This window comes from Ramlibacter henchirensis (assembly GCF_004682015.1).
Lineage (GTDB): Bacteria > Pseudomonadota > Gammaproteobacteria > Burkholderiales > Burkholderiaceae_C > Ramlibacter > Ramlibacter henchirensis.
Window position 1 is genome coordinate 2,330,723 of the sequence record NZ_SMLM01000001.1, and the last position, 19,748, is coordinate 2,350,470.

The following is a 19,748-nucleotide window of genomic DNA, read 5'->3' on the forward strand; positions in this document are numbered from 1 at the left end:
TTGACCCAACTCCGAGCGCGCGGCGGGCTCGTGCCGAGTGGCGGCGCAACGGATGCGTGAGTGATGCCGCGTTCGCGGCTGGGAGCGGAGTCAGTTCGAGATGACGGAGCCCACCGGTGCCACGCAAACGTTGTTGCGGTTCTCCAACTCCGGTGGGCAAACCTTCCGCGTGCCGCTCTTGCGGTCGTAGGCCGGCGGCGTGCCGCTGTTCAGCACGTTTTCCAGCCCGGTGGTCGTGCCGAAGGCGCCGGGGCCGAGCATGGCCGGGTTGCGAGTGCGCGGCTGCGGTGCGTTCGGAGACCGCGACGTCGTCGCTGGCGTGCCCTGCTGCAGCGGATCGATGGCCACGCCATCGGGGCCGATCTCTCTCGGGGCCGAAGGACCGCTGGGCGTGCTCGGCCGGCTGGGCGCGAGCGCGCCGCTCGACTGCGGAGCCGTCGTCTGTGCGCCGGCGGCGCAGGCAAAGGCAGCCAGGAGTGCGGCGATGAGCGGGCGGGCGTTCATGTGCAGACCATGCTAGTTGCCGGGGCGCATCGCAAGTCGCCGTCGTAACCGAGTGCAGCGGATGAGCCGCCTCCGACGTGGGCTGCTGCAGGGCGCCTACAAGCCGCGCGACGGCGCCCGCCTAGTGTCGACCCATGACAGCATCCGACGACCCGGGTCCGTACCTGCGTGACCTGCTGGAGCGGTTCCGCCCGCTGCGCGAGGGCAAGGTCCAGCAGTCGCTGCCGGGGATGGACCGGACCGATCCGGACACCTTCGCCATCGCAGTGGCCACGGCCGACGGGCAGGTCTGGTCCGAGGGCGACGACCGGCATCCGTTCTCGCTGCAGTCGATCTCCAAGCCCTTTCTCTACGGGATGGCGCTGGACCAGCTCGGGCGCGAGTGCGTGCACCGCAAGGTCGCGGTGGAGCCCACCGGCGAGGCGTTCAATTCCCTCACCGAGCTGGAAGAGGACCACCTGCCGTACAACCCGATGATCAATTCGGGCGCGATCGCCATCTCGGCCCTGCTGCACCACGACGCGCCGGACGAGTCGCGCGACAGGATGATGGCGATGTTCGGCGAGTACCTGGGGCGGCGCGCCGAGGTGCACGAGGCGGTGAAAGGCCGCGAACTGCTAGGCGCGCACCGCAACCGGGCGATCGCCCACCTGCTGCGGCACTTCGAGGTGATCGGCGACGACATCGACGGCGCGATCCGGCTCTATGCCTGGCAATGCGCGGTGATGCTGGACGTGCGCGAGCTGGCGCTGATGGCCGCCACCCTGGCCAACGGCGGCGTGCAGCCCGTCACCGGCAGGCGCGCCCTTCAGCGCCGCCACGTGCGCGACGTGCTCACGCTGATGTTCACCTGCGGCATGTACGACACCTCGGGCACCTGGGCCTACCACGTCGGCCTGCCCGCCAAGAGCGGTGTGAGCGGCGGCATCCTGGCGGTTGTGCCGGGGCGGATGGGTCTGGCGGTGTTCTCGCCCCGCCTGGATGGCCACGGCCACAGCGTGCGTGGGATCCAGGTGTTCAAGGCCTGGGCGGTCGACTGGGGCCTGGGCGTGCTCGGCGGCTGCGAGGACAGCGAACGCTCCGCGCATCCGGTGCCGGACCCGGCCTCGGCCAAGAGCGCCAACTGATTCCCGCGAAGTCCCGCATTGCAGCCGGCCAACCGCGCGGCTTACATTGGCCTGCACCCGAGGAGGCACGCGCCATGCAGACCACGATGATGGATGTCCCGCTCTCGCTCAACCACCTGCTGGAGCGCGCGGGGCGGTTGTTCGCCGGCAACGAGATCGTCTCGCGCCTGCCGGACAAGTCGCTGCGCCGGCACACCTACGGCGAGTTCCACCGCCGCGCCCGGGCCCTTGCCAGTGCGCTGCAGCGGCTTGGACTCAAGAAGGGCGATCGCGTCGCGACGCTGTGCTGGAACCACCATGCCCACCTGGAGTGCTACTTCGGCATCCCGGCCGCGGGCGGCGTGATGCACACGCTCAACCTGCGCCTGTCGCCCGACGAGATCGGCTGGATCGCGGGGCATGCGCAGGACCGGTTCCTCGTGGTCGACGACGTGCTGCTGCCGCTCTACAGGCAGTTCACGGCGCTTCACAAGTTCGAACGCGTGATCGTGTTTCCGTTCTCGGGCCAAGCCGCCCCCGAAGGGTTCGACGATTACGAAGCGCTGCTGGCCGAAGCCGACCCGGACGGTTTCGACTACGCGCCGCACGACGAGAACGACCCGGTGGCCATGTGCTACACGTCGGGCACGACAGGGCGGCCCAAGGGCGTGGCCTATTCGCACCGGTCCACCGTGCTGCACACGCTGGTGGCCAGCCTTGGCGATTTCTGGGGCTTGCGCGGCACCGACGTCGTGCTGCCGGTGACGCCCATGTTCCACGCCAACAGCTGGGGCATGCCGTACGGGGCGGTGATGATGGGCGTGAAGATGGTCTTCCCCGGGCCGCACCTGCACCCGGAGGACCTGCTGGACCTGATCCAGCAGGAGCCGCCCACGCTCTCGCTCGGCGTGCCCACGATCTGGATGGGACTGATCCAGGCCTACGAGGCTTCGCTGGCCAAGGACTCGCCGCACCACGGCCGCTGGAAGCTGCCGCGCGGCATGCGCTCGCTGGTCGGCGGCGCGGCCGTGCCGGAGGCGCTGATCCGCGCCTTCGACCGGCATGGCATCTGGATCCTGCAGGGCTGGGGCATGACCGAGACCTCGCCGGTGTGCACCGTCTCCTATCCGCGGGCGGAGCTGCACGGCGCCGATGCCGACGAGCGCTACCGGCGTGCCGCCATGGCCGGCGTGCCGGTGCCGCTGGTCGACCTGCGCGTGCGCGGCGACGAAGGCAACCAGCCCTGGGACGGCAAGAGCGTCGGTGAGATCCAGGTGCGCGGACCCTTCATCACGGGCCGCTACCACGCGGTGGAAGAGGCCGAAAAGTTCACCGCCGATGGCTGGCTGCGCACCGGCGATGTCGCATCCGTCGATGCGCTCGGTTTCGTTCGCATCACCGACCGGACGAAGGACCTCATCAAGTCGGGCGGCGAGTGGATCAGCTCGGTCGACCTGGAGAACGCCGTCATGGCGCATCCCGCAGTGTCCGAGGCCGCGGTCATCGCCATCCCCGACGAGAAATGGGGCGAGCGGCCGCTCGCCTGCGTGGTGAAGAAACCGAACGGCGCGGTGGCGGCCGAGGAACTCGACGCACACCTGCTCAAGCAAGGCTTCGCGAAGTGGCAGCTGCCGGACCGCTACGAATGGATCGACGCCGTGCCCCGCACGTCCACCGGAAAGTTCTGGAAGCTCAAGCTGCGCGAGCGCTACCCGCGCTGAGCGCGGCGGCGCTCACTCACGCAGCAGCGGCAGGCGCACGGTGAAGATGCTGCCGCGACCCGGCCCGTCGCTGTGCGCGCCGACCTCGCCGTCGTGCAGCTCCACCAGCTTCCTCACAAGCCACAGGCCGATGCCGAGACCGCCCTGGGCGCTCTCGCGCGTGTCCTCGCCCTGCACGAACAGGTCGAACACCTGCGGCAGCATGTCGGCCGCGATGCCCTTGCCGTTGTCCTTCACGTGCAGCAGCAACTGACCGGCCAGCACCTCGCCGCCCAGCACGATGTGGCCGCCGCGCGGTGTGTACTTGGCGGCGTTGTTCACCAGGTTGCTGATCACCTGCGCCAGGCGCGTGAGGTCGCCGCGCAGCGGCACGGGGCCGGCCGGCATGTGCACTTCCAGCGTGTGGCCGGCGGCTTCCACGCCCGGCTGGCTGGACTCCAGCGCATGTGCCACCACCTGGTCGAGCGTCACGCGCTCCAGCCGCAGGTCCAGCCGGTCGCGCGTGATGCGCGAGACGTCCAGCAGGTCGTCCACCAGCCGCACCAGGTGCACCAGCTGGCGCTCCATCATGTCGCGCGTGCGGCGCGCGACGGGCGGCAGGTCTTCCAGCCGCCGCATGATCTCCAGGCCGTTGCGGATCGGCGCCAGCGGATTGCGCAGCTCGTGCGCCAGCGTCGCTATGAAGGCGTCCTTGCGGCGGTCGGCTTCCACCACGTCGGTGATGTCGGTCGAGACGCCGCAGACCGCGTAGATGCGCCCGCCTTCGTCGTACAGCGGGAACTTGCTGGAACGGTAGGTGACCTGCCGCCCGCGCACCACCATCTTTTCCTGTACCACGACGTGTTCGCCGCGCTCCAGCACCTGCGCGTCGCTCGCCCGCAGCTCGGCGGCCACCTCGGCCCCGAACAGCTGCCCGTCGGTGATGCCGATGGAGGCTTCGCGGTCGACGCCGTGCTGAGCGCGCCAGGCTTCGTTCGAGAGGATGTAGCGGCCCTTCAGGTCCTTGGCGTAGACCAAAGCGCCGGCGCCCTCGATCACCGATTCGGTCAGCCGCTGGGCGGTCCGCAGCTTGCGCTCGGCCACCATTTCGGCCGTCACGTCGCGGGCCGCGCAGATGCCGCGCATGGGCTGCAGCTTGCCGTCGATGACGGCGAACACGATCTGCAGCCGGATGTGCAGCCAGCGCACCGTGCCGCTGGGCAGCAGGCCGCGCACGTCGATGGCCAGGTGCCCGCTGCTGGTGGGCTTGAGCACTTCGGCGATCGCCTGCAGGTAGCGCTCGCGGTCGTCGGGGTGGATGCGGTCGAAGATGGCCTGCCGCGGCACCGTCATCTCGGTGTCGCCAAGCTCCAGCAGCCGCGCCAGTTCGGCCGAGATGTGGTTCTCGTTGGTGAGGTAGTCGATCTCCGCCATCACCAGCCCGGCGGCCTTGATGCCCATCTCGAGCTTCAAATGGTCCGCCTCCATGCGCGCTTCGACCCGCTTGCGCTCGGTGATGTCGCGGGCGATGCCCAGCACGCCGACGATGCGGCCGGACGGGTCGCGCAGCGGCAGCTTTCGCGACCACCAGTAGCGCAAGCTGCCGTCGGCCTGGTGGATCGCTTCCTCGGCGTCGAGCACCTCGCCGGTGGCGATGACCCTCCGGTCGTTGTGCATGAGCCGGTGCGCCATGTCCGGGTCTTCCATGAACTCGGCGTCGGTGCGGCCCAGCACTTCGGCCGCCGTGCGGTTGACGGCCGCGAGCGTGGCCCCGTTCGCGAAGCGGTAGCGGCTCTCCAGGTCCTTGGCGAAGATGGCGTCGTCGGTCGCCTCCGCGATCGCGGCGGCCAGCCGGCCGGCGTCGGCGAATACGTCAGCCCCGGGCGCCCGCGGGCCCGGCCGGAGATCCGACATGGCGGGCGGCCGCTTCACGGTGCACCTTTCCGGGGCGCGGCGGCGCGTGTGCGGCGCGTCAAGCCCACGTGAACGCGCCGCAACGTCATGCAACAGGAAGTGCGGCCGAAGGGTGCTGGCATGGGTCGCTCCTGACGGCCCATCCGCGCAGGATGCACGGAAGGCCTGAGCAGATGCTAAAGCTTCAGGGGCCAAAAGGGGACACGAACCGAAACAAGTGCAACGGCGCGGTAGTCGGCGACCCCCCAGCTCGACCGTTATAAACAACACCAGCAACCACAAGAGAGCCCTTCCATGTCTGCTGCCACCTCCACCCAAGCCCCTGGTTCCACCCAATCCGCCCCGTCCGGACTCGGCGCCGTGCCGCGCGCGATGTGGGTCGTCCTGGGCACGCTGGGCCTGGCCACCGCCGGCCTGGCCGGCGCGCTGGTGATGCGCTCCATCGACGACAAGCCCGCTCCGGCGGCGGCGATGTCGGCGCAGACGGCGCCTACCCAGGTGGCCGCAGCGCAACAGTCGCAGCTGCAAGCGCCGGTCCAGGCCGCGCAGCCCGCGCCCGCCCAGTACCAGGCCGCGCCGCAAGAGGCGCCGGCCGCCAAGCCGGCTCCCCAGCGCGTGGCCAAGCCCGCGCCGGCCCGGCCGGCCGTGCAGCAGGCCACCGGCTCGGCCACCCACCCGGCTCCGGTCGAAGCGGTGCCGCAGGTCGTGCAGGCCCCCGCGCCTTCGCGCGCCGTCACGCCCATCGAAACCACCCGCGCGGCGATCTGCAACACCTGCGGCACGGTCCAGGCCGTGCAGGAAGTGAAGGAAAAGGGCCAGGGCACCGGCCTCGGCGCTGTCGGCGGTGCCGTGGTCGGCGGCCTGCTGGGCAACCAGGTCGGCGGCGGCAACGGCAAGAAGGTCATGACCGTGGTCGGCGCCGTCGGCGGCGGCCTGGCCGGCCATGAGGCCGAGAAGCACGTGCGCGCCACCACGGCGTACGACGTGCAGGTGCGCATGGAGGACGGCAGCGTCCGCACCATCCGCCGCGCCGAGCCGATTGCTCCGGGCACCCGCGTTTTCGTCGAGGGCAACAACCTGCGCGTCGGCGGCCAGAGCTCGGGCAGCGGCCAGCCCCGCACCATCCGCACCTCCGGCGAAGGCGCCTGACGCGCCTCAAGGCGCCTCGCCGGCGCATCCCGGCGCCTGGCCGCCTAGCGGCCGCGCAGGCGCCTCGCCCGCTCGATCAGGCGGCGGGCGTTCCGGTAGGTCGGCACCTCCACCCACAAGCCTCCCACCAGTGCGCGGTCCTCGCCGCGCGCCCGGGCGGCTTCGAACGCTCCCACCATCGCTATCGCGCGGCGCAGGTCGTCCTCGCCGGGCGTCAACGCGGCGTTGATCCTCGCGGCGTGTTCCGGCCGCACCAGTGACTTGGACCGGTAACCCAGCCGCCGCGCGTGCAGCGCTTCGCGCGACGCGCCCTCGACGTCGCTGAAGGTGTAGGGCGCATCGATCGGCTCGATGCCCGCCGCGCGGCAATCGAGCAGGAAGCGCCCTCGCGCATGTCCCAGTTCCAGCCCGTCGGGCTGGCGCTCCGCGCACAGGTCGTGCGCGAGGTCTTCGGCGCCCAGCAAGGCGCAGCGGATGCGCGGGCTGCCGCCGGCGATGGCGCGTACGTCGGCGACACCCAGGGCCGTCTCGCACACGGGCAGGATCTCCGTAGTCCCGTCGCTGATGCCCAACCGCTGCTCCCAACCGGTGATCGCTTCGTGCAGCGCGCGCATCTGCGCCTGGCTCGCAGCCATCGGATAGGCGATCACGTCGGGCCGCGCAGGCATCGCCGCCGCGAGGTCGGCCGGCCCGTCGGTGTCGAGCGCATTGATGCGCACCGCGGTGACGGCCCCCGCCTCACGCCAGCTTCCGATGAGCGCGGGCAGCAGCTGCCGCGCGGCTTCTCGCCGTGCAGGCGGCGTGAAGTCCTCCAGGTCGACGATCAGCGCATCCGCGCCGCTGGAGCGCATCGCTTCATGCGCCTGCGCGTCGGCGCCGGGTCCGAACAGCCAGGTCCGGCGCAGGTCGGGAGGACGAACCCGGGCCGAATCACGGTCTTGCTCCATCGCAATCACCTCCTGGCCCGGATCGTGGCACGGGCCGACGCTCATCGGCCCCCTCGAGCCACGCCGCCTTCAGCGTCGTGCGCTCGCCCGCACGTCCCAGCCGCCCGCGTCGCTGTAGCCACCGTGGAGCACCAGGAACGACCCGCCACGACCGCCGACCACGTCGAGGGTGTCGCTGTCGTATCCGGTCGCGCTGAGCGGAGCGCTGATGGCGCCGATCTGCTCGACCGCGCCGAGCGCTTGCCCCGCGGCGCCAAAGCGCTGCACGCTCACCGTGCGGTTCAGCGCGTTCGCATCGAAGCTCGCGGCCTTCCAGCCGAGCACGAAGCCGCCGGAGTCCAGCGCAGCGATTCGCGGCACCACCTCCGTGGCCTGCATATCGGAAGCGGCCGCTTGCCGCCCGAGCGAAGCGCCGTCCGCGCCGAAGACTTCGAGCCACAGCGTCTTGGGGCCGTCGACCGCACCCGAGACCCAGGCGAGCGCGAAGCCCCCGCCGTCGAGCACCGCCAGCGCCGGGTGACGCAGGCTCGGTTCTTTCGCGACAACCGATGTTCCGGCCTCGTTGCCCAGAGCGTCGAAGCGCGTCAGCCGCACTTCCGAGACGCCCGTGCCGCCCGCGAGCCAAGCCACGGCGAAGCGGCCGTCCGGCCAGCGGGCCGCGGTCGTGGACCCGGCCCAGTTGGGATCGAGAGCGCCGGTCTGCCGCGTCAGCTGGCTGGCCAGGCGCACCGGCGTGCCGAGCGCCGTGCCGTCGGCCGCATGGCGCCCCACGAGACCGTGCTCGGGCCCGAAGCGGCCGGCCATCGTGTCGACCGCCAGAACGAAGCTGCCGTCGGGGAGCCCGAGCGGCTTGGCGAGGTATTTGAAGAACGTCGTCGCCAGCTGCATCGGCCCGCCGACCGGCGCGCCCTGCGCATCGAAGCGCTGCACGTGTCCGTTCGCTTCGTACATGAAAGGGCTGGCCGACCAGCTCACCAGGAAGCCGCCGTCTGCCAGCAAGGTGACACCGGGCGAATGGCCGCTGGTGGCGACAACCGTTTCGGCACCGGCCGGCTCGCCGCCCGAGCCGAAGCGCTGCAGGCGCACGTCGCCGACGCTTCCGTCGAACGTGGACCACACCGCGACGAAGCCGCCACCGGGCAGGGCCGCCGCGGCCGCACGGCCCTGGTCACCCGCCGTGGTAGTGTTGAGCGTGAAGTCGCCCGGCTGGAGCTGGCTGGCCGACGCGCTGGGTTGGCCGGCTGCCGCGATTCCCTGCGGGTTGTCGGCCGCGCCGAGGCTCAGCGCGGCCCCGCTTCCGGCGCCGCCCGGCCCGCTGTTTCCGCCGCCACCGCCGCCGCAGGCCGCGAGAGCGGCCAGCAGCACGGCGGATATGGCCAGCCGCAAGGCGCACGCGCCGCGCCGCTCTCCCTCTTTTTGCTTCATGCCTGCTCCCTGTCCATGTGTTCGAGCAGCCATCGTGGAAAACCGGGAACTGTTCAGGTGTGCGCTTTGGGTAACAACGGTTCGCACTGGCCCGAAGGAGTCACCCCGGCGCGCCAACAGCGGCCGAAACCGCTGCGGCGGCGCAACTCGACGGCGGCGAGTCAGCGGCGCGCGCCGCGCACGTCCCAGCCGCTCTCCTGTGAATGGCTGCCGTGGAAGACGACGTACTCGCCGGCGCCGCCGCCGATCACGTCGATGCTGTCATGGTCCGGCACCGGCGAGCCCGTCGGGGCGCTGACCGTGGAGATCTCCTCGAACACGCCGCTCTGCTGCCCCGTGGCATCGAAACGCCCGGCGGCGGTGCTTCTCCTGACCGTCTGGTTGCCGTAGGCGGTGAACTTGAGGGCGAGGACGAAGCCGCCATCCGCCAGCGGAGCCAGCCGCGGTACCACGGTGGTGGCACTAACGTTGAGCGCCACCACCTGCCGGCCGAGCGAAGCGCCATCCGCACCGAACACCTCAAGGAACACCGTTTTCGGCCCATCGGTCACTCCCGACACCCAGGCGATCGCCAGTTGTCCTCCTCCAAGCACCGCCAGCGTGGGCTCCCGCAGCGACACATCGCTCGCCAGGACCTCGGTGCCGACCATCTGCCCCTGCGAATCGAAGCGCGTCAGGCGCAGTTCGTTGGTGACCAGGCCGCCGGCGATCCACGCCACGGCAAAGCGCCCGTCGGGCCAGCCCGCCGCGACCGTGCCGAGCACGAAGTTCGGATCGAAGCTGCCGACCGGCGGCGACACGTCGCTGACCAGTTGCACCGACGTTCCGGTCGGCGAACCGTCGGCAGTGAACCGCGCCACCAGGCCCGTCTTTGGGCCGCCGAGCTCCGAGGTGTCGATCGCCAGCACGAAGCTGCCGTCCGGCATGGCAAGCGGCCGCGCCACGAACTCGTTGGAGGCCGTGCCCACCCGGACGGGCCCACCCACCGGGACGCCGTCGGCGTCGAACCGCTGGACGTAGCCATTGACCTCGTCGTCGGCGACGCGCGCGGTCCATGTCGCGAGGAAGCCGCCGCCGGCCAGCGCCACCACATCCGGCGACTCGCCTTGCGCCGCGACGATGATTTCCGTGCTCGCCGGCCGGCCTTGGTCATCGAAGCGCTTGAGGCGCACATCGCCGCGCTCCGCGCCATCGGGCGTGGACGTCCACACGGCGACGAGACCCCCGCCGGGAAGGGCGGCCCCGGCCGCGAACCCCTGGTCGCCGGCCGTTGTCAGGTTGATGCGGAAGTCGGCCGGCGCGGGCTGCGGGTCGCCAGGGTCGCCAGGGTCGGTGGGATGGGTCGGATCTTTCGGGTGGCCCGGATCCGTTGGAGGAGGCGGGACGTTCCCGCCGCCAGACGCCAGGCCCGATACCGATGGCAGCCCGTTGGGTTCCGGCGTGCCCGGGTCGGCACCGCGGCCCCCGCCGCAGGCTGTCAGCGCCACCACCAACACGGCCGTGCCGGCCGCCTGCTTCCCGGCGCCGACAAGGCGCCGATCTCCCTTTCTTGCCTTCATGTACAGCTCCCTTGTGAGTACGAGAGCTTTATGTTTTCGATCGTGAGTAGTCCTTAGGTGCACGTTTCGGTAACAGCGGTTGCACCGCTCGTCCACACACCCGGCGCTTCCGGGCTACGCCGGATGAGACGTTGGTCCTTGCATCGCGGTCAGCTGCGGCCGCGGAACTCGCCCGGTGTGAGTCCGACGCGCGCCTTGAAAGCCCGCGCGAAGCTCTTCTCGTTGCGGAAACCGACCGCTGCCGCGACCTGCTTGACGGGCCTGGCGGTGCGCCAAAGCAGGTCGCGCGCGCGTTCGAGCCGCACCTCGTCCTTGAGCTGCTGCAGGCTAGCGCCTTCCTCCTTGAGCTGCCGGTGCAGCGTGCGGGCGGAAACGTTGAGCAGTTCGGCCAGCGCCTCGGCGCTGTGCGTGCGGTCCGGGTGCGCGGCCAGCGCCTGGCGCACCTGCGGCACCAGCAGACGGTCGCGCCGGTACTGCAGCACGGTCAGGCTCAGCGCGCGCTGCCGCAGCATCTGCGTCAGCGCCTTCTCGTCGCGCCGCAGCGGCAGCTTGAGGTACTGCGCGTCGAAGCGCAGCGCGGCCTGCGGTGAATCGCCGAATGAGAGCGTGCCGCCGGGGAACATGTGGGCGTAGGCATCGGCGTGCGCGGGCGCGTCGAATGGAAACTGCGCCGCCTGTAGCGGGATGCGGGAGTCGATGTACCAGCAGGCCAGCCCATGGATGTTGCGCAGCACGAAGGCGAGGCAGAGCTCGCGCGCTTCCGCCGGCAAGGTGCGGCGCTCTTCCAGCGTCACCGAAGCGATCGCACCGGAGATCGCCAGCGACAGCCGGATGTCGTCGGTGAGCAGGCCGTGGTGGCGGCACCAGCGCTTCAGCGCGACACCGAGCTCCGGCGCGCCGAGCGAGGCGCGCGCGAGCATGCCGTAGCTGCCCCAGGGCAGGCGGCGGGTGAAGGCGCCCAGGCCTTCGTCGTCCAGCTCCTGCATCGCGGCCGCCGACAGTACTTCCATCTGCCGCGCCGTCATCCGCGCTCCCTGCTGGCGCAGCTGAGCTGGCGTGATCTGTGCCAGCCGCAGCACCGCTTCCGCCGACCGTCCCTGCGCGCGGTAAGCGGCCGCGATGGCTCGTGCGAACGCCATGGGCGTGACGGCGGCGGGCGGCCGGGGCGAAGCGCGGTTCGGCATCGGCCGAGTGTGGCCCGCGCTGGCAGGATTTGCAACCGACGGGGCAGGCTCGGCCGGCGGGGCTGGCGTACGCTGGCGGGACGGAACACGAGGAAGAACGAGACATGCCCATCCTGGAGAGCCAACTCAATCCGCGCTCCGCGGAGTTCCAGGCCAACGCCGAAGTGATGCGCGGCCTGGTCGCCGACCTCGAGCAGCAGGTCGCGAAGGCGGCGGCCGGCGGCGGCGAGGCGGCGCGCGCCAAGCACACCGCGCGCGGCAAGCTGCCGCCGCGCGAGCGCGTGCAGATGCTGCTGGATCCCGGCACGCCCTTCCTGGAACTGGCGCCGCTCGCCGCGCATGGCATGTACCACGGCGCTGCGCCTTGCGCCGGCGTGATCGCGGGCATCGGGCGGGTGAGCGGGCGCGACGTGATGATCGTGTGCAACGACGCTACCGTGAAAGGCGGCACCTACTACCCGATGACGGTGAAGAAGCACCTGCGGGCGCAGGAGGTGGCGATGCAGAACCGCCTGCCCTGCATCTACCTGGTGGATTCCGGCGGCGCCAACCTGCCCAACCAGGACGACGTGTTCCCGGACCGCGACCACTTCGGCCGCATCTTCTACAACCAGGCGAACATGAGCGCGCAGGGCATCGCGCAGATCGCCGTGGTGATGGGCTCCTGCACCGCGGGCGGCGCGTACGTGCCGGCGATGAGCGACGAGACCATCATCGTGAAGAACCAGGGCACGATCTTCCTGGGCGGCCCGCCGCTGGTGAAGGCCGCCACCGGCGAGGTGGTGAGCGCCGAAGACCTCGGCGGAGGCGACGTGCACACGCGCCTCTCCGGCGTGGCGGACCACCTGGCGCAGAACGACATGCATGCCCTCGCGCTGGCACGCCAGGCCGTGGCCAGCCTCAATCGCGGGAAGGTGCCGCCGGTGGAACTGCGCGAGCCGCGCCCGCCGAAGTACGACCCGAAGGAAATCCACGGAGTCATCCCGACCGAAGTGCGCAAGCCCTACGACGTGCGCGAGGTCATCGCGCGCATCGTCGACGGCTCCGAGTTCCACGAGTTCAAGGCGCGCTGGGGCGGCACGCCGGGCGGTTCGACCACCACCCTGGTGTGCGGCTTCGCCCACATCGAGGGCATGCCGGTGGGCATCATCGGCAACAACGGCATCCTCTACAGCGAATCGGCGCAGAAGGGCGCGCACTTCATCGAGCTGTGCTGCCAGCGCAAGGTGCCGCTCGTCTTCCTGCAGAACATCAGCGGCTTCATGGTGGGCCGCAAGTACGAGACGGAAGGCATCGCGCGGCACGGCGCCAAGATGGTGACCGCCGTGGCCACGGCCAGCGTGCCCAAGTTCACCATCATCATCGGCGGCAGCTTCGGCGCGGGCAATTACGGCATGTGCGGCCGCGCGTACTCGCCGCGCTTCCTGTGGATGTGGCCGAACGCGCGCATCTCGGTCATGGGCGGCGAACAGGCCGCCAGCGTGCTGGCGACGGTCAAGCGCGACGGCATCGAGGCCAAGGGCGGCACCTGGTCGGCGGAAGAGGAAGCCGCGTTCAAGCAGCCGCTGCTGGACCAGTTCGCGCACCAGTCGCATCCGTACTACTCGAGCGCGCGGCTCTGGGACGACGGCGTGATCGATCCGGCCGACACGCGGCGCGTGCTGTCGCTGGGCCTGTCGGCCGCGCTGAATGCGCCGATCGGCGAACCGAAGTTCGGGGTGTTCCGGATGTGAGCGGAGCAGGCGCCATGCAGATCACCCTCTACGACACCCCCGAACACCAGACCCTGCGCGACCAGGTCGCGCGCTTCCTCGCCCGCGAGGTCGAACCGCACGCGGACAAATGGGAGGAACAGGGTTTCGTTCCCCGCGAGGTGCTGCGCCGCATGGGCCAGGCCGGCCTGTTCGGCCTGATGTACGAGAGCGAATACGGCGGCGCCGAAGCCGATGCGCTGACAAACCTGGTGTTCGCCGAGGCGCTGTCGCAATCGACCTATGCGGGCTTCATCATCACCGTGCTGGTCCACACCGACATGGCCAGCCCGCACCTGCACCACGCCGGCTCGGCGGCGCAGAAGGAGAAGTACCTGCGCAAGGTGATCGCCGGCGAGACGATCACGGCCGTGGGGATCACCGAGCCTGGCGCGGGTTCTGACGTCGCTGGCATCCGCACCACGGCCAGGCGTGACGGCGACCACTGGGTGCTCAACGGCACCAAGATGTTCATCACCAACGGCGTGCATGCCGACCTGTACTTCGTCGCGGCCAAGTCCGGGCCGGGCAAGCGGGAGGTGTCGATGTTCATCGTCGAGAAAGGCACGCCGGGTTTCTCGGTCGGCCGCGCGCTGAAGAAGACGGGCTGGCTGTCCAGCGACACGGCCGAGCTCGTGTTCGACAACGTGCGCATCCCGGCCGCCAACCTGCTGGGCGAGGAAGGCAAGGGCTTCTACTCGGTGATGAAGAACTTCCAGACCGAGCGCATCGCGCTGGCGGCGATGGCGGTGGGCCACTGCACTCGCGCGCTCGATCTCACGCTCGACTACGTCCGGCAGCGCCAGGCGTTCGGCGGGCCGCTGTGGGACCAGCAGGTCATCCGCCAGCGCCTTTCGATGCTCGACGCGAAGACGCGCGCGGCGCGGCAGTTCCTGTACCACTGCGCCTGGCGCGTCACGCAAGGGCACGACATCGTGCAGGACGTGTCCATGCTCAAGGCGCTCACCGGCGAGCTGGTCAACGAGGTGGTGTCCGCCTGCCAGCAGTTCCACGGCGGGATGGGCTACATCCGCGAAACCGCCATCGAGCGGCTGTGGCGCGACGCACGCGTGCTGGCGATCGGCGGCGGCGCCACCGAGGTGATGCTGGAGGAAGTGGCCAAGCGCTACTGAACCGTGCCGCGCGCGGTAATGTGCGTCATGCAGCCCATGCGGAGAACCCGACGATGAAACACCTGCTCCTGAACACCACCGGCGGCGTGACGACCGTAACGCTCAACCGGCCGGAGATGCGCAACGCGTTCAACGACGAGGTCATCACCGAGATGACGGCCGTGCTGCTCGAACTCGGGAAGCGGCCGGAGGTGCGCTGCGTCGTGCTCGCGGGCAATGGGCCGGCCTTCTGCGCGGGCGCCGACCTCAACTGGATGAAGCGCATGGCCGACTACACGCGCGACCAGAACGTCGAGGACGCGAGCGCGCTGGCCCGCATGCTGGAGGTGCTCTACAAGCTGCCCAAGCCCACCGTCGCGCGCGTGCATGGCGACACCTATGCCGGCGGGATGGGCCTGGTGTCGGCCTGCGACATCGCCGTCGCATCCGACAACGTTCAGTTCTGCCTGAGCGAGGTGAAGCTCGGGCTGATCCCCGCCACGATCAGCCCGTATGTCATCCGCGCGATGGGCGCGCGCGCGGCGCATCGCTGGTTCCTCACCGCCGAGCGCTTCTCCGCGGCCGAAGCGCATCGCATCGGCTTCGTGCACGAGGTGGTGCCCGCCGCGCAGCTCGACGCCAAGGTGGCCGAGATCGCGCTGGCCCTGGTGAACGCGGGGCCGGAAGCGGTGAAGGCCTGCAAGCAGCTGGTGCACGACGTGGCCGGCCACGACATCAGCGCGGGCCTGGTGCGCCGCACGGTGGAAGGCATCGCCGACATCCGCGCGAGCGAGGAAGGCCGCGAGGGCGTGCGGTCGTTCCTGGAGAAGCGCAAGCCCAACTGGCTGCTGCCGCAGGGGTAAGCCATGGACCAGATCCCCGCCCTGATGGACCCGCCGCAATTCCTGGCCCTGGCCGCAGCGCTCGGCTGGGCGAGCGGCTTCCGGCTCTATGCCGCGCTCTTCCTCACCGGCCTCTCCGGCTACATGGGCTGGATCGAACTGCCGCCCGGCCTGCAGATCCTGCAGCATCCGGGCGTGCTGGGTGCGAGCGGTTTCATGCTGTTCGTCGAGTTCTTCGCGGACAAGATCCCGTACGTCGATTCGCTCTGGGATGCGGTGCACACGCTGGTGCGCATCCCCGCGGGCGCGGCGCTCGCAGCCGGTGCGCTGGGCGCCGACAGCACGGCCATGGCGTGGATCGCGGCGCTGGTGGGCGGCAGCCTGGCCGCCACGAGCCACGCGACCAAGATGACCACGCGCGCGGCGGTCAACACCTCGCCCGAACCGTTCTCGAATGTGGCCGTCTCGCTGTTCGAGGACGGCCTGGTCGTCTTCCTGCTGTGGCTGTCCGCCACGCATCCGGCCATCTTCACCGTGGTGCTGGTCGTCAGCATCGTGGTGGCCATCGTGCTGCTGGTCGTGCTGGTGAAGTTCCTCAAGCGCGTGATCCGTGAGTTGCAGGACTTTTTCGCGGGGCGCCGCGCGCGCGCCCCCGCGCCGCAATTGCCCGGAGAACTCTGAAAAACATGTTCAAGAAGATCCTGATCGCAAACAGAGGTGAGATTGCCTGCCGGGTCGCAGCGACCGCCCGCCGAATGGGCATCCGCACCGTCGCCGTGTACTCGGAGGCGGATGCGAACGCGAAGCACGTCGCCGCCTGCGACGAATCCGTGCCCATCGGCGGCAGCGCGCCCAAGGAAAGCTACCTGCGCTGGGAGCGCATCATCGAAGCCGCGCGTGCCACCGGCGCGCAGGCCATCCACCCGGGCTACGGTTTCCTCAGCGAGAACGAGGACTTCGCGCGGGCCTGCGCCGAGGCCGGCCTGGGGTTCATCGGCCCGCCCGCCTCCGCGATCCAGGCCATGGGCCTGAAGGCCGAGTCCAAGCGCCTGATGGAGCAGGCCCGCGTTCCGCTGGTGCCCGGCTACCACGGCGCCGACCAGGACCCGGGCTTGCTGAAGAAGCAGGCCGACCGAATCGGCTACCCGGTGCTGATCAAAGCCAGTGCGGGCGGTGGCGGCAAGGGCATGCGGGCGGTCGAGAAGCCGCAGGACTTCGAAGCCGCGCTCGCTTCGTGCCAGCGCGAGGCGCGCAACAGCTTCGGCGACGACGCGGTGCTGATCGAGAAGTACGTGCAGCGGCCGCGGCACATCGAGATCCAGGTGTTCGCCGACACGCAGGGCAACCTGGTCTACCTGTTCGAGCGCGATTGCTCGGTGCAGCGCCGCCACCAGAAGGTGCTGGAAGAAGCGCCGGCGCCGGGCATGACACCGCAGCTGCGGCAGCGAATGGGCGAGGCGGCAGTGGCCGCGGCGCGCGCGGTCGGCTACGTCGGCGCGGGGACGGTGGAGTTCATCGTCGAGCAGCGCGGCAGCGAGATGGAATTCTTCTTCATGGAGATGAACACGCGCTTGCAGGTCGAGCACCCCGTCACCGAAGCGATCACCGGGCTCGACCTGGTCGAGTGGCAGCTGCGCGTCGCCGCCGGCGAGCCGCTGCCGCTCAAGCAGGACCAGCTGCGCATCCACGGCCATGCGATCGAGGCGCGCATCTGCGCGGAGAACCCCGACAACAACTTCCTGCCGGCCACCGGCCGCCTGCGCGTGTACCGCAAGCCGGAGTGCTCGGCCTTCACGCCGGCGCGGGTGCGCGTGGACGACGGCGTGCGCGAGGGCGACGAGATCTCGCCGTACTACGACCCGATGATCGCCAAGCTCATCGTGCACGGCGACACGCGCGAGCAGGCGCTGGCCCGCCTCGACGAGGCGCTGGCCGCCACGCGCATCGTGGGCCTGGCCACCAACGTGCAGTTCCTGCGGCATGTGGTGAAGAGCCGCTCGTTCTCGCAGGCGGATCTCGACACGGCGTTGATCCAGCGGGAGCAGGCCGTGCTCTTCAACCAGGAGCCGGTGGGCCTGCCGCTCGCGGCCGCCGCGGCCGTGTCGTATGCGCTCGCGAAGGAGCGCGCGCAGGAAGGCGGGGATCCGTTCAGCCGCCGCGACGGCTGGCGCTCGCACGGCGTGGCGAGCCGCCGCTTCGCCTTCGACTTCGGCGGGCAGCCGCAGCAGGCGGAGCTGACCTACCTGCACGACGGCGGCCTGCAGTTCTCGGTCGGCGGCGTGAGCGGGCCGCTGGCCTTCCGGCGCGAGGGCGACGGGATGGAGGTGCAGTTCGGCGGCATTCGCACGCGCGTCCATGTCCACGCGACGGGCGAGACCGACCACGTGTTCACGCCGCAGGGCGCGACGCAGATCGTCGCGGTGGACCTGCTCGCGCACGCGGGCGAAGGCGCGGTCGAAGGCGGCCGCCTGACCGCGCCGATGCCGGGCAAGGTGGTCTCGATCTCCGTGAAGGCGGGCGACGCGGTGAAGAAAGGCCAGCCGCTCGCGGTGATGGAGGCGATGAAGATGGAGCACACGATCGCCGCACCGGCCGACGGCACGGTGGCCGAGGTGCTGTACGGGCCCGGCGACCAGGTGGCGGAAGGGGCTGAGCTGCTGAAGATGGGGGCTTGAGAACTCCGACAATCCTCTCCCATGCGCATCTGCTTCCACGCCACCGGCACCAAGGTCGCGCCCTGGGTCCAGGGCCTGAAGTCCGCCCTGCCCGAGGCCGAGGTCACCGAGTGGACCCCCGGCGCGCCGCCGGCCGACTACGCGGTGGTGTGGCATCCGCCGCAGCAATTGCTCGACGAGCAGGCCGGCCTCCAGGCGATCTTCAACATCGGCGCCGGCGTCGATGCGCTCATGAACCTGCGCCTGCGGCCGGATCTGAAGGTGGTTCGGCTGGACGATGCCGGCATGTCGGTGCAGATGGCCGAGTACGTGTGCCACGCGCTGATCCGGCACTTCCGCGAGTTCGATGTCTTCGAGCAGGACGCCAAGCAGGGCAGCTGGTCGTTCCGCCGACCGCGCCTGCGCAGCGAGTACCCAGTGGGGCTCATGGGCCTGGGCGTGCTCGGCGCGCGCGTGGCGCAGGCCGTGAGGCAGTTCGAGTTTCCGGTCAACGGCTGGAGCCGCACGCCGCGGCCGCTGGAGGGCGTGCGCTGCTTCGCCGGGCGCGGACAGTTCGACGACTTCCTCGCGGCCTCGCGCGTGCTGGTCTGCCTGCTGCCGCTGACGCCGGAGACCGAGAACATCCTGGACCGGCGCTCGCTCGGACGGCTCATGCCCGGCGGCTATCTCATCAACGTCGCTCGCGGCGCACACCTGGTCGAGCAGGACCTGCTGGCGCTGCTGGACGAAGGCCACCTCGCCGGGGCCACGCTGGACGTGCTGCGCGAGGAGCCGCCCGCGCCGGACCATTCCTTCCGCACGCACCCGAAGATCACGCTCACCCCGCACATCTCGGCGCGCACGCTGCGCGAGGAAAGCATCGCGCAGATCGCCGCCAAGATCCGGGCCATGGGCCGCGGTGAACCCGTCGCCGGTGTGGTTGACCCGCTGCGGGGATACTGAACGCACGCATCGCAGGAGCAAACCATGAAGCTGCCCTCCAGGGTGAAGATCGTCGACGTCGGCCCGCGCGACGGCCTGCAGAACGAGAAGGGCCATGTCCCGGCCGAAGTGAAGATCGGCCTGGTGCACCGCCTGCAGGACGCGGGGCTCAAGGAGATCGAGGTCACCAGCTTCGTCTCGCCCAAGTGGGTGCCGCAGATGGCCGATGCGGCCGAGGTGATGGCGGGCATCCAGCGCCGGCCCGACGTGCGCTACTCGGTGCTCACGCCCAACATGAAGGGGCTCGAAGCGGCGCTGCCCAGCAAGCCCGACGAGATCGTGGTGTTCGGCGCGGCCAGCGAGGCCTTCAGCCAGAAGAACATCAACTGCTCGATCGCCGAAAGCATCGAGCGCTTCGCGCCGGTGGTGGAAGCCGCGCTCGCCAGGGGCATCGCGGTGCGCGGCGCCATCTCCACCACGGTCGGCTGTCCCTACGAGGGCGACGTGGCGCCGGAGCGCGTCGAACTGGTCGCGCGGCTGATGAAGGAGATCGGCGTGCAGCACGTCGGCGTGGCGGACACCATCGGCGTGGGAACGCCGCGCAAGGTGCAGGCCGCGATGGAAGCGGCGCTGAAGCACTACGACCTCGACCACGTGTCCGGCCATTTCCACGACACCTACGGCCAGGCGCTGGGCAACACGCTGGCCTGCCTGGAAATGGGCATCTGGCACTACGACACTTCCTCGGCCGGCCTGGGCGGCTGCCCGTACGCCAAGGGCGCCACCGGCAACGTCGCCACCGAGGACGTGGTCTTCATGCTGCACGGCATGGGCATCGAGACCGGGATCGACCTTGACAAGCTGGTCGACGCAGGCCAGTACATCAGCGAGTTCCTGCAGCGCAAGCCGAACTCGCGCGCGTCGACGGCCATCCTGAACAAGCGGGTGGCGGCCTGACG

16 protein-coding genes are annotated in these 19,748 nt (G+C 70.3%); 10 read left to right on the forward strand and 6 right to left on the reverse strand.

What is annotated here, in order from left to right:
• Positions 1-90: 90 nt before the first annotated feature.
• The gene (locus EZ313_RS11530) at positions 91-504 is read right to left on the reverse strand and encodes a hypothetical protein (protein ID WP_135263285.1); all 414 of its coding nucleotides are present in this window, start codon (positions 502-504) and stop codon (positions 91-93) included.
• A gap of 134 nt (positions 505-638) precedes the next feature.
• Here EZ313_RS11530 and glsA point away from each other — a divergent pair, with 134 nt between their 5' ends.
• Together glsA and EZ313_RS11540 are read left to right on the forward strand one after the other, a co-directional pair.
• Positions 639-1,631: a glutaminase A gene (gene glsA / locus EZ313_RS11535; RefSeq protein WP_135263286.1), complete on the forward strand. Its 993-nt coding sequence runs from the start codon at positions 639-641 to the stop codon at positions 1,629-1,631.
• 74 nt (positions 1,632-1,705) lie between these two features.
• Entirely contained in the window at positions 1,706-3,331 is a 1,626-nt protein-coding gene (locus tag EZ313_RS11540; protein ID WP_135263287.1) for a long-chain fatty acid--CoA ligase, read from the forward strand.
• Positions 3,332-3,343: 12 nt separating this feature from the next.
• On the opposite strand, the gene EZ313_RS11545 is transcribed toward EZ313_RS11540, so the two are convergent.
• The gene (locus EZ313_RS11545; RefSeq protein WP_167772563.1) at positions 3,344-5,224 is read right to left on the reverse strand and encodes a PAS domain-containing sensor histidine kinase; all 1,881 of its coding nucleotides are present in this window, start codon (positions 5,222-5,224) and stop codon (positions 3,344-3,346) included.
• 294 nt (positions 5,225-5,518) lie between these two features.
• Here EZ313_RS11545 and EZ313_RS23295 point away from each other — a divergent pair, with 294 nt between their 5' ends.
• Positions 5,519-6,373 (forward strand): glycine zipper 2TM domain-containing protein, encoded by an 855-nt coding sequence (locus EZ313_RS23295; protein ID WP_205960361.1) that lies wholly within the window; start codon positions 5,519-5,521, stop codon positions 6,371-6,373.
• Between the two features lie 44 nt (positions 6,374-6,417).
• On the opposite strand, the gene EZ313_RS11550 is transcribed toward EZ313_RS23295, so the two are convergent.
• The 4 genes from EZ313_RS11550 to EZ313_RS11565 all read right to left on the reverse strand — a co-directional run bounded on the left by EZ313_RS11550 (position 6,418) and on the right by EZ313_RS11565 (position 11,443).
• On the reverse strand, positions 6,418-7,320 hold the full coding sequence (locus EZ313_RS11550) for an HpcH/HpaI aldolase/citrate lyase family protein (protein ID WP_135263289.1): 903 nt from the start codon (positions 7,318-7,320) through the stop codon (positions 6,418-6,420).
• Positions 7,321-7,389: 69 nt separating this feature from the next.
• On the reverse strand, positions 7,390-8,745 hold the full coding sequence (locus EZ313_RS11555) for a hypothetical protein (RefSeq protein ID WP_135263290.1): 1,356 nt from the start codon (positions 8,743-8,745) through the stop codon (positions 7,390-7,392).
• Positions 8,746-8,906: 161 nt separating this feature from the next.
• The gene (locus EZ313_RS11560; RefSeq protein ID WP_135263291.1) at positions 8,907-10,304 is read right to left on the reverse strand and encodes a hypothetical protein; all 1,398 of its coding nucleotides are present in this window, start codon (positions 10,302-10,304) and stop codon (positions 8,907-8,909) included.
• A gap of 149 nt (positions 10,305-10,453) precedes the next feature.
• On the reverse strand, positions 10,454-11,443 hold the full coding sequence (locus EZ313_RS11565; protein ID WP_240788591.1) for an AraC family transcriptional regulator: 990 nt from the start codon (positions 11,441-11,443) through the stop codon (positions 10,454-10,456).
• A gap of 149 nt (positions 11,444-11,592) precedes the next feature.
• Between EZ313_RS11565 and EZ313_RS11570 the strand changes: the two genes are divergently transcribed.
• The 7 genes from EZ313_RS11570 to EZ313_RS11600 are packed head-to-tail and all read left to right on the forward strand — an operon-like array spanning position 11,593 to position 19,746.
• Positions 11,593-13,221: a carboxyl transferase domain-containing protein gene (locus EZ313_RS11570; RefSeq protein WP_135263293.1), complete on the forward strand. Its 1,629-nt coding sequence runs from the start codon at positions 11,593-11,595 to the stop codon at positions 13,219-13,221.
• A gap of 14 nt (positions 13,222-13,235) precedes the next feature.
• Complete coding sequence (locus tag EZ313_RS11575; RefSeq protein ID WP_135263294.1) at positions 13,236-14,372, forward strand: acyl-CoA dehydrogenase family protein; 1,137 nt, start codon at positions 13,236-13,238, stop codon at positions 14,370-14,372.
• A gap of 53 nt (positions 14,373-14,425) precedes the next feature.
• The gene (locus EZ313_RS11580; protein WP_135263295.1) at positions 14,426-15,214 is read left to right on the forward strand and encodes an enoyl-CoA hydratase/isomerase family protein; all 789 of its coding nucleotides are present in this window, start codon (positions 14,426-14,428) and stop codon (positions 15,212-15,214) included.
• Between the two features lie 3 nt (positions 15,215-15,217).
• Positions 15,218-15,874: a DUF4126 domain-containing protein gene (locus EZ313_RS11585; RefSeq protein WP_135263296.1), complete on the forward strand. Its 657-nt coding sequence runs from the start codon at positions 15,218-15,220 to the stop codon at positions 15,872-15,874.
• Positions 15,875-15,879: 5 nt separating this feature from the next.
• Positions 15,880-17,868: an acetyl/propionyl/methylcrotonyl-CoA carboxylase subunit alpha gene (locus tag EZ313_RS11590; RefSeq protein WP_135263297.1), complete on the forward strand. Its 1,989-nt coding sequence runs from the start codon at positions 15,880-15,882 to the stop codon at positions 17,866-17,868.
• A 21-nt stretch (positions 17,869-17,889) separates the two neighbouring features.
• Entirely contained in the window at positions 17,890-18,810 is a 921-nt protein-coding gene (locus EZ313_RS11595) for a 2-hydroxyacid dehydrogenase (protein WP_135263298.1), read from the forward strand.
• Positions 18,811-18,834: 24 nt separating this feature from the next.
• Positions 18,835-19,746, forward strand: a complete 912-nt coding sequence (locus EZ313_RS11600) for a hydroxymethylglutaryl-CoA lyase (RefSeq protein WP_135263299.1) — start codon at positions 18,835-18,837, stop codon at positions 19,744-19,746.
• Positions 19,747-19,748 lie beyond the last annotated feature (2 nt).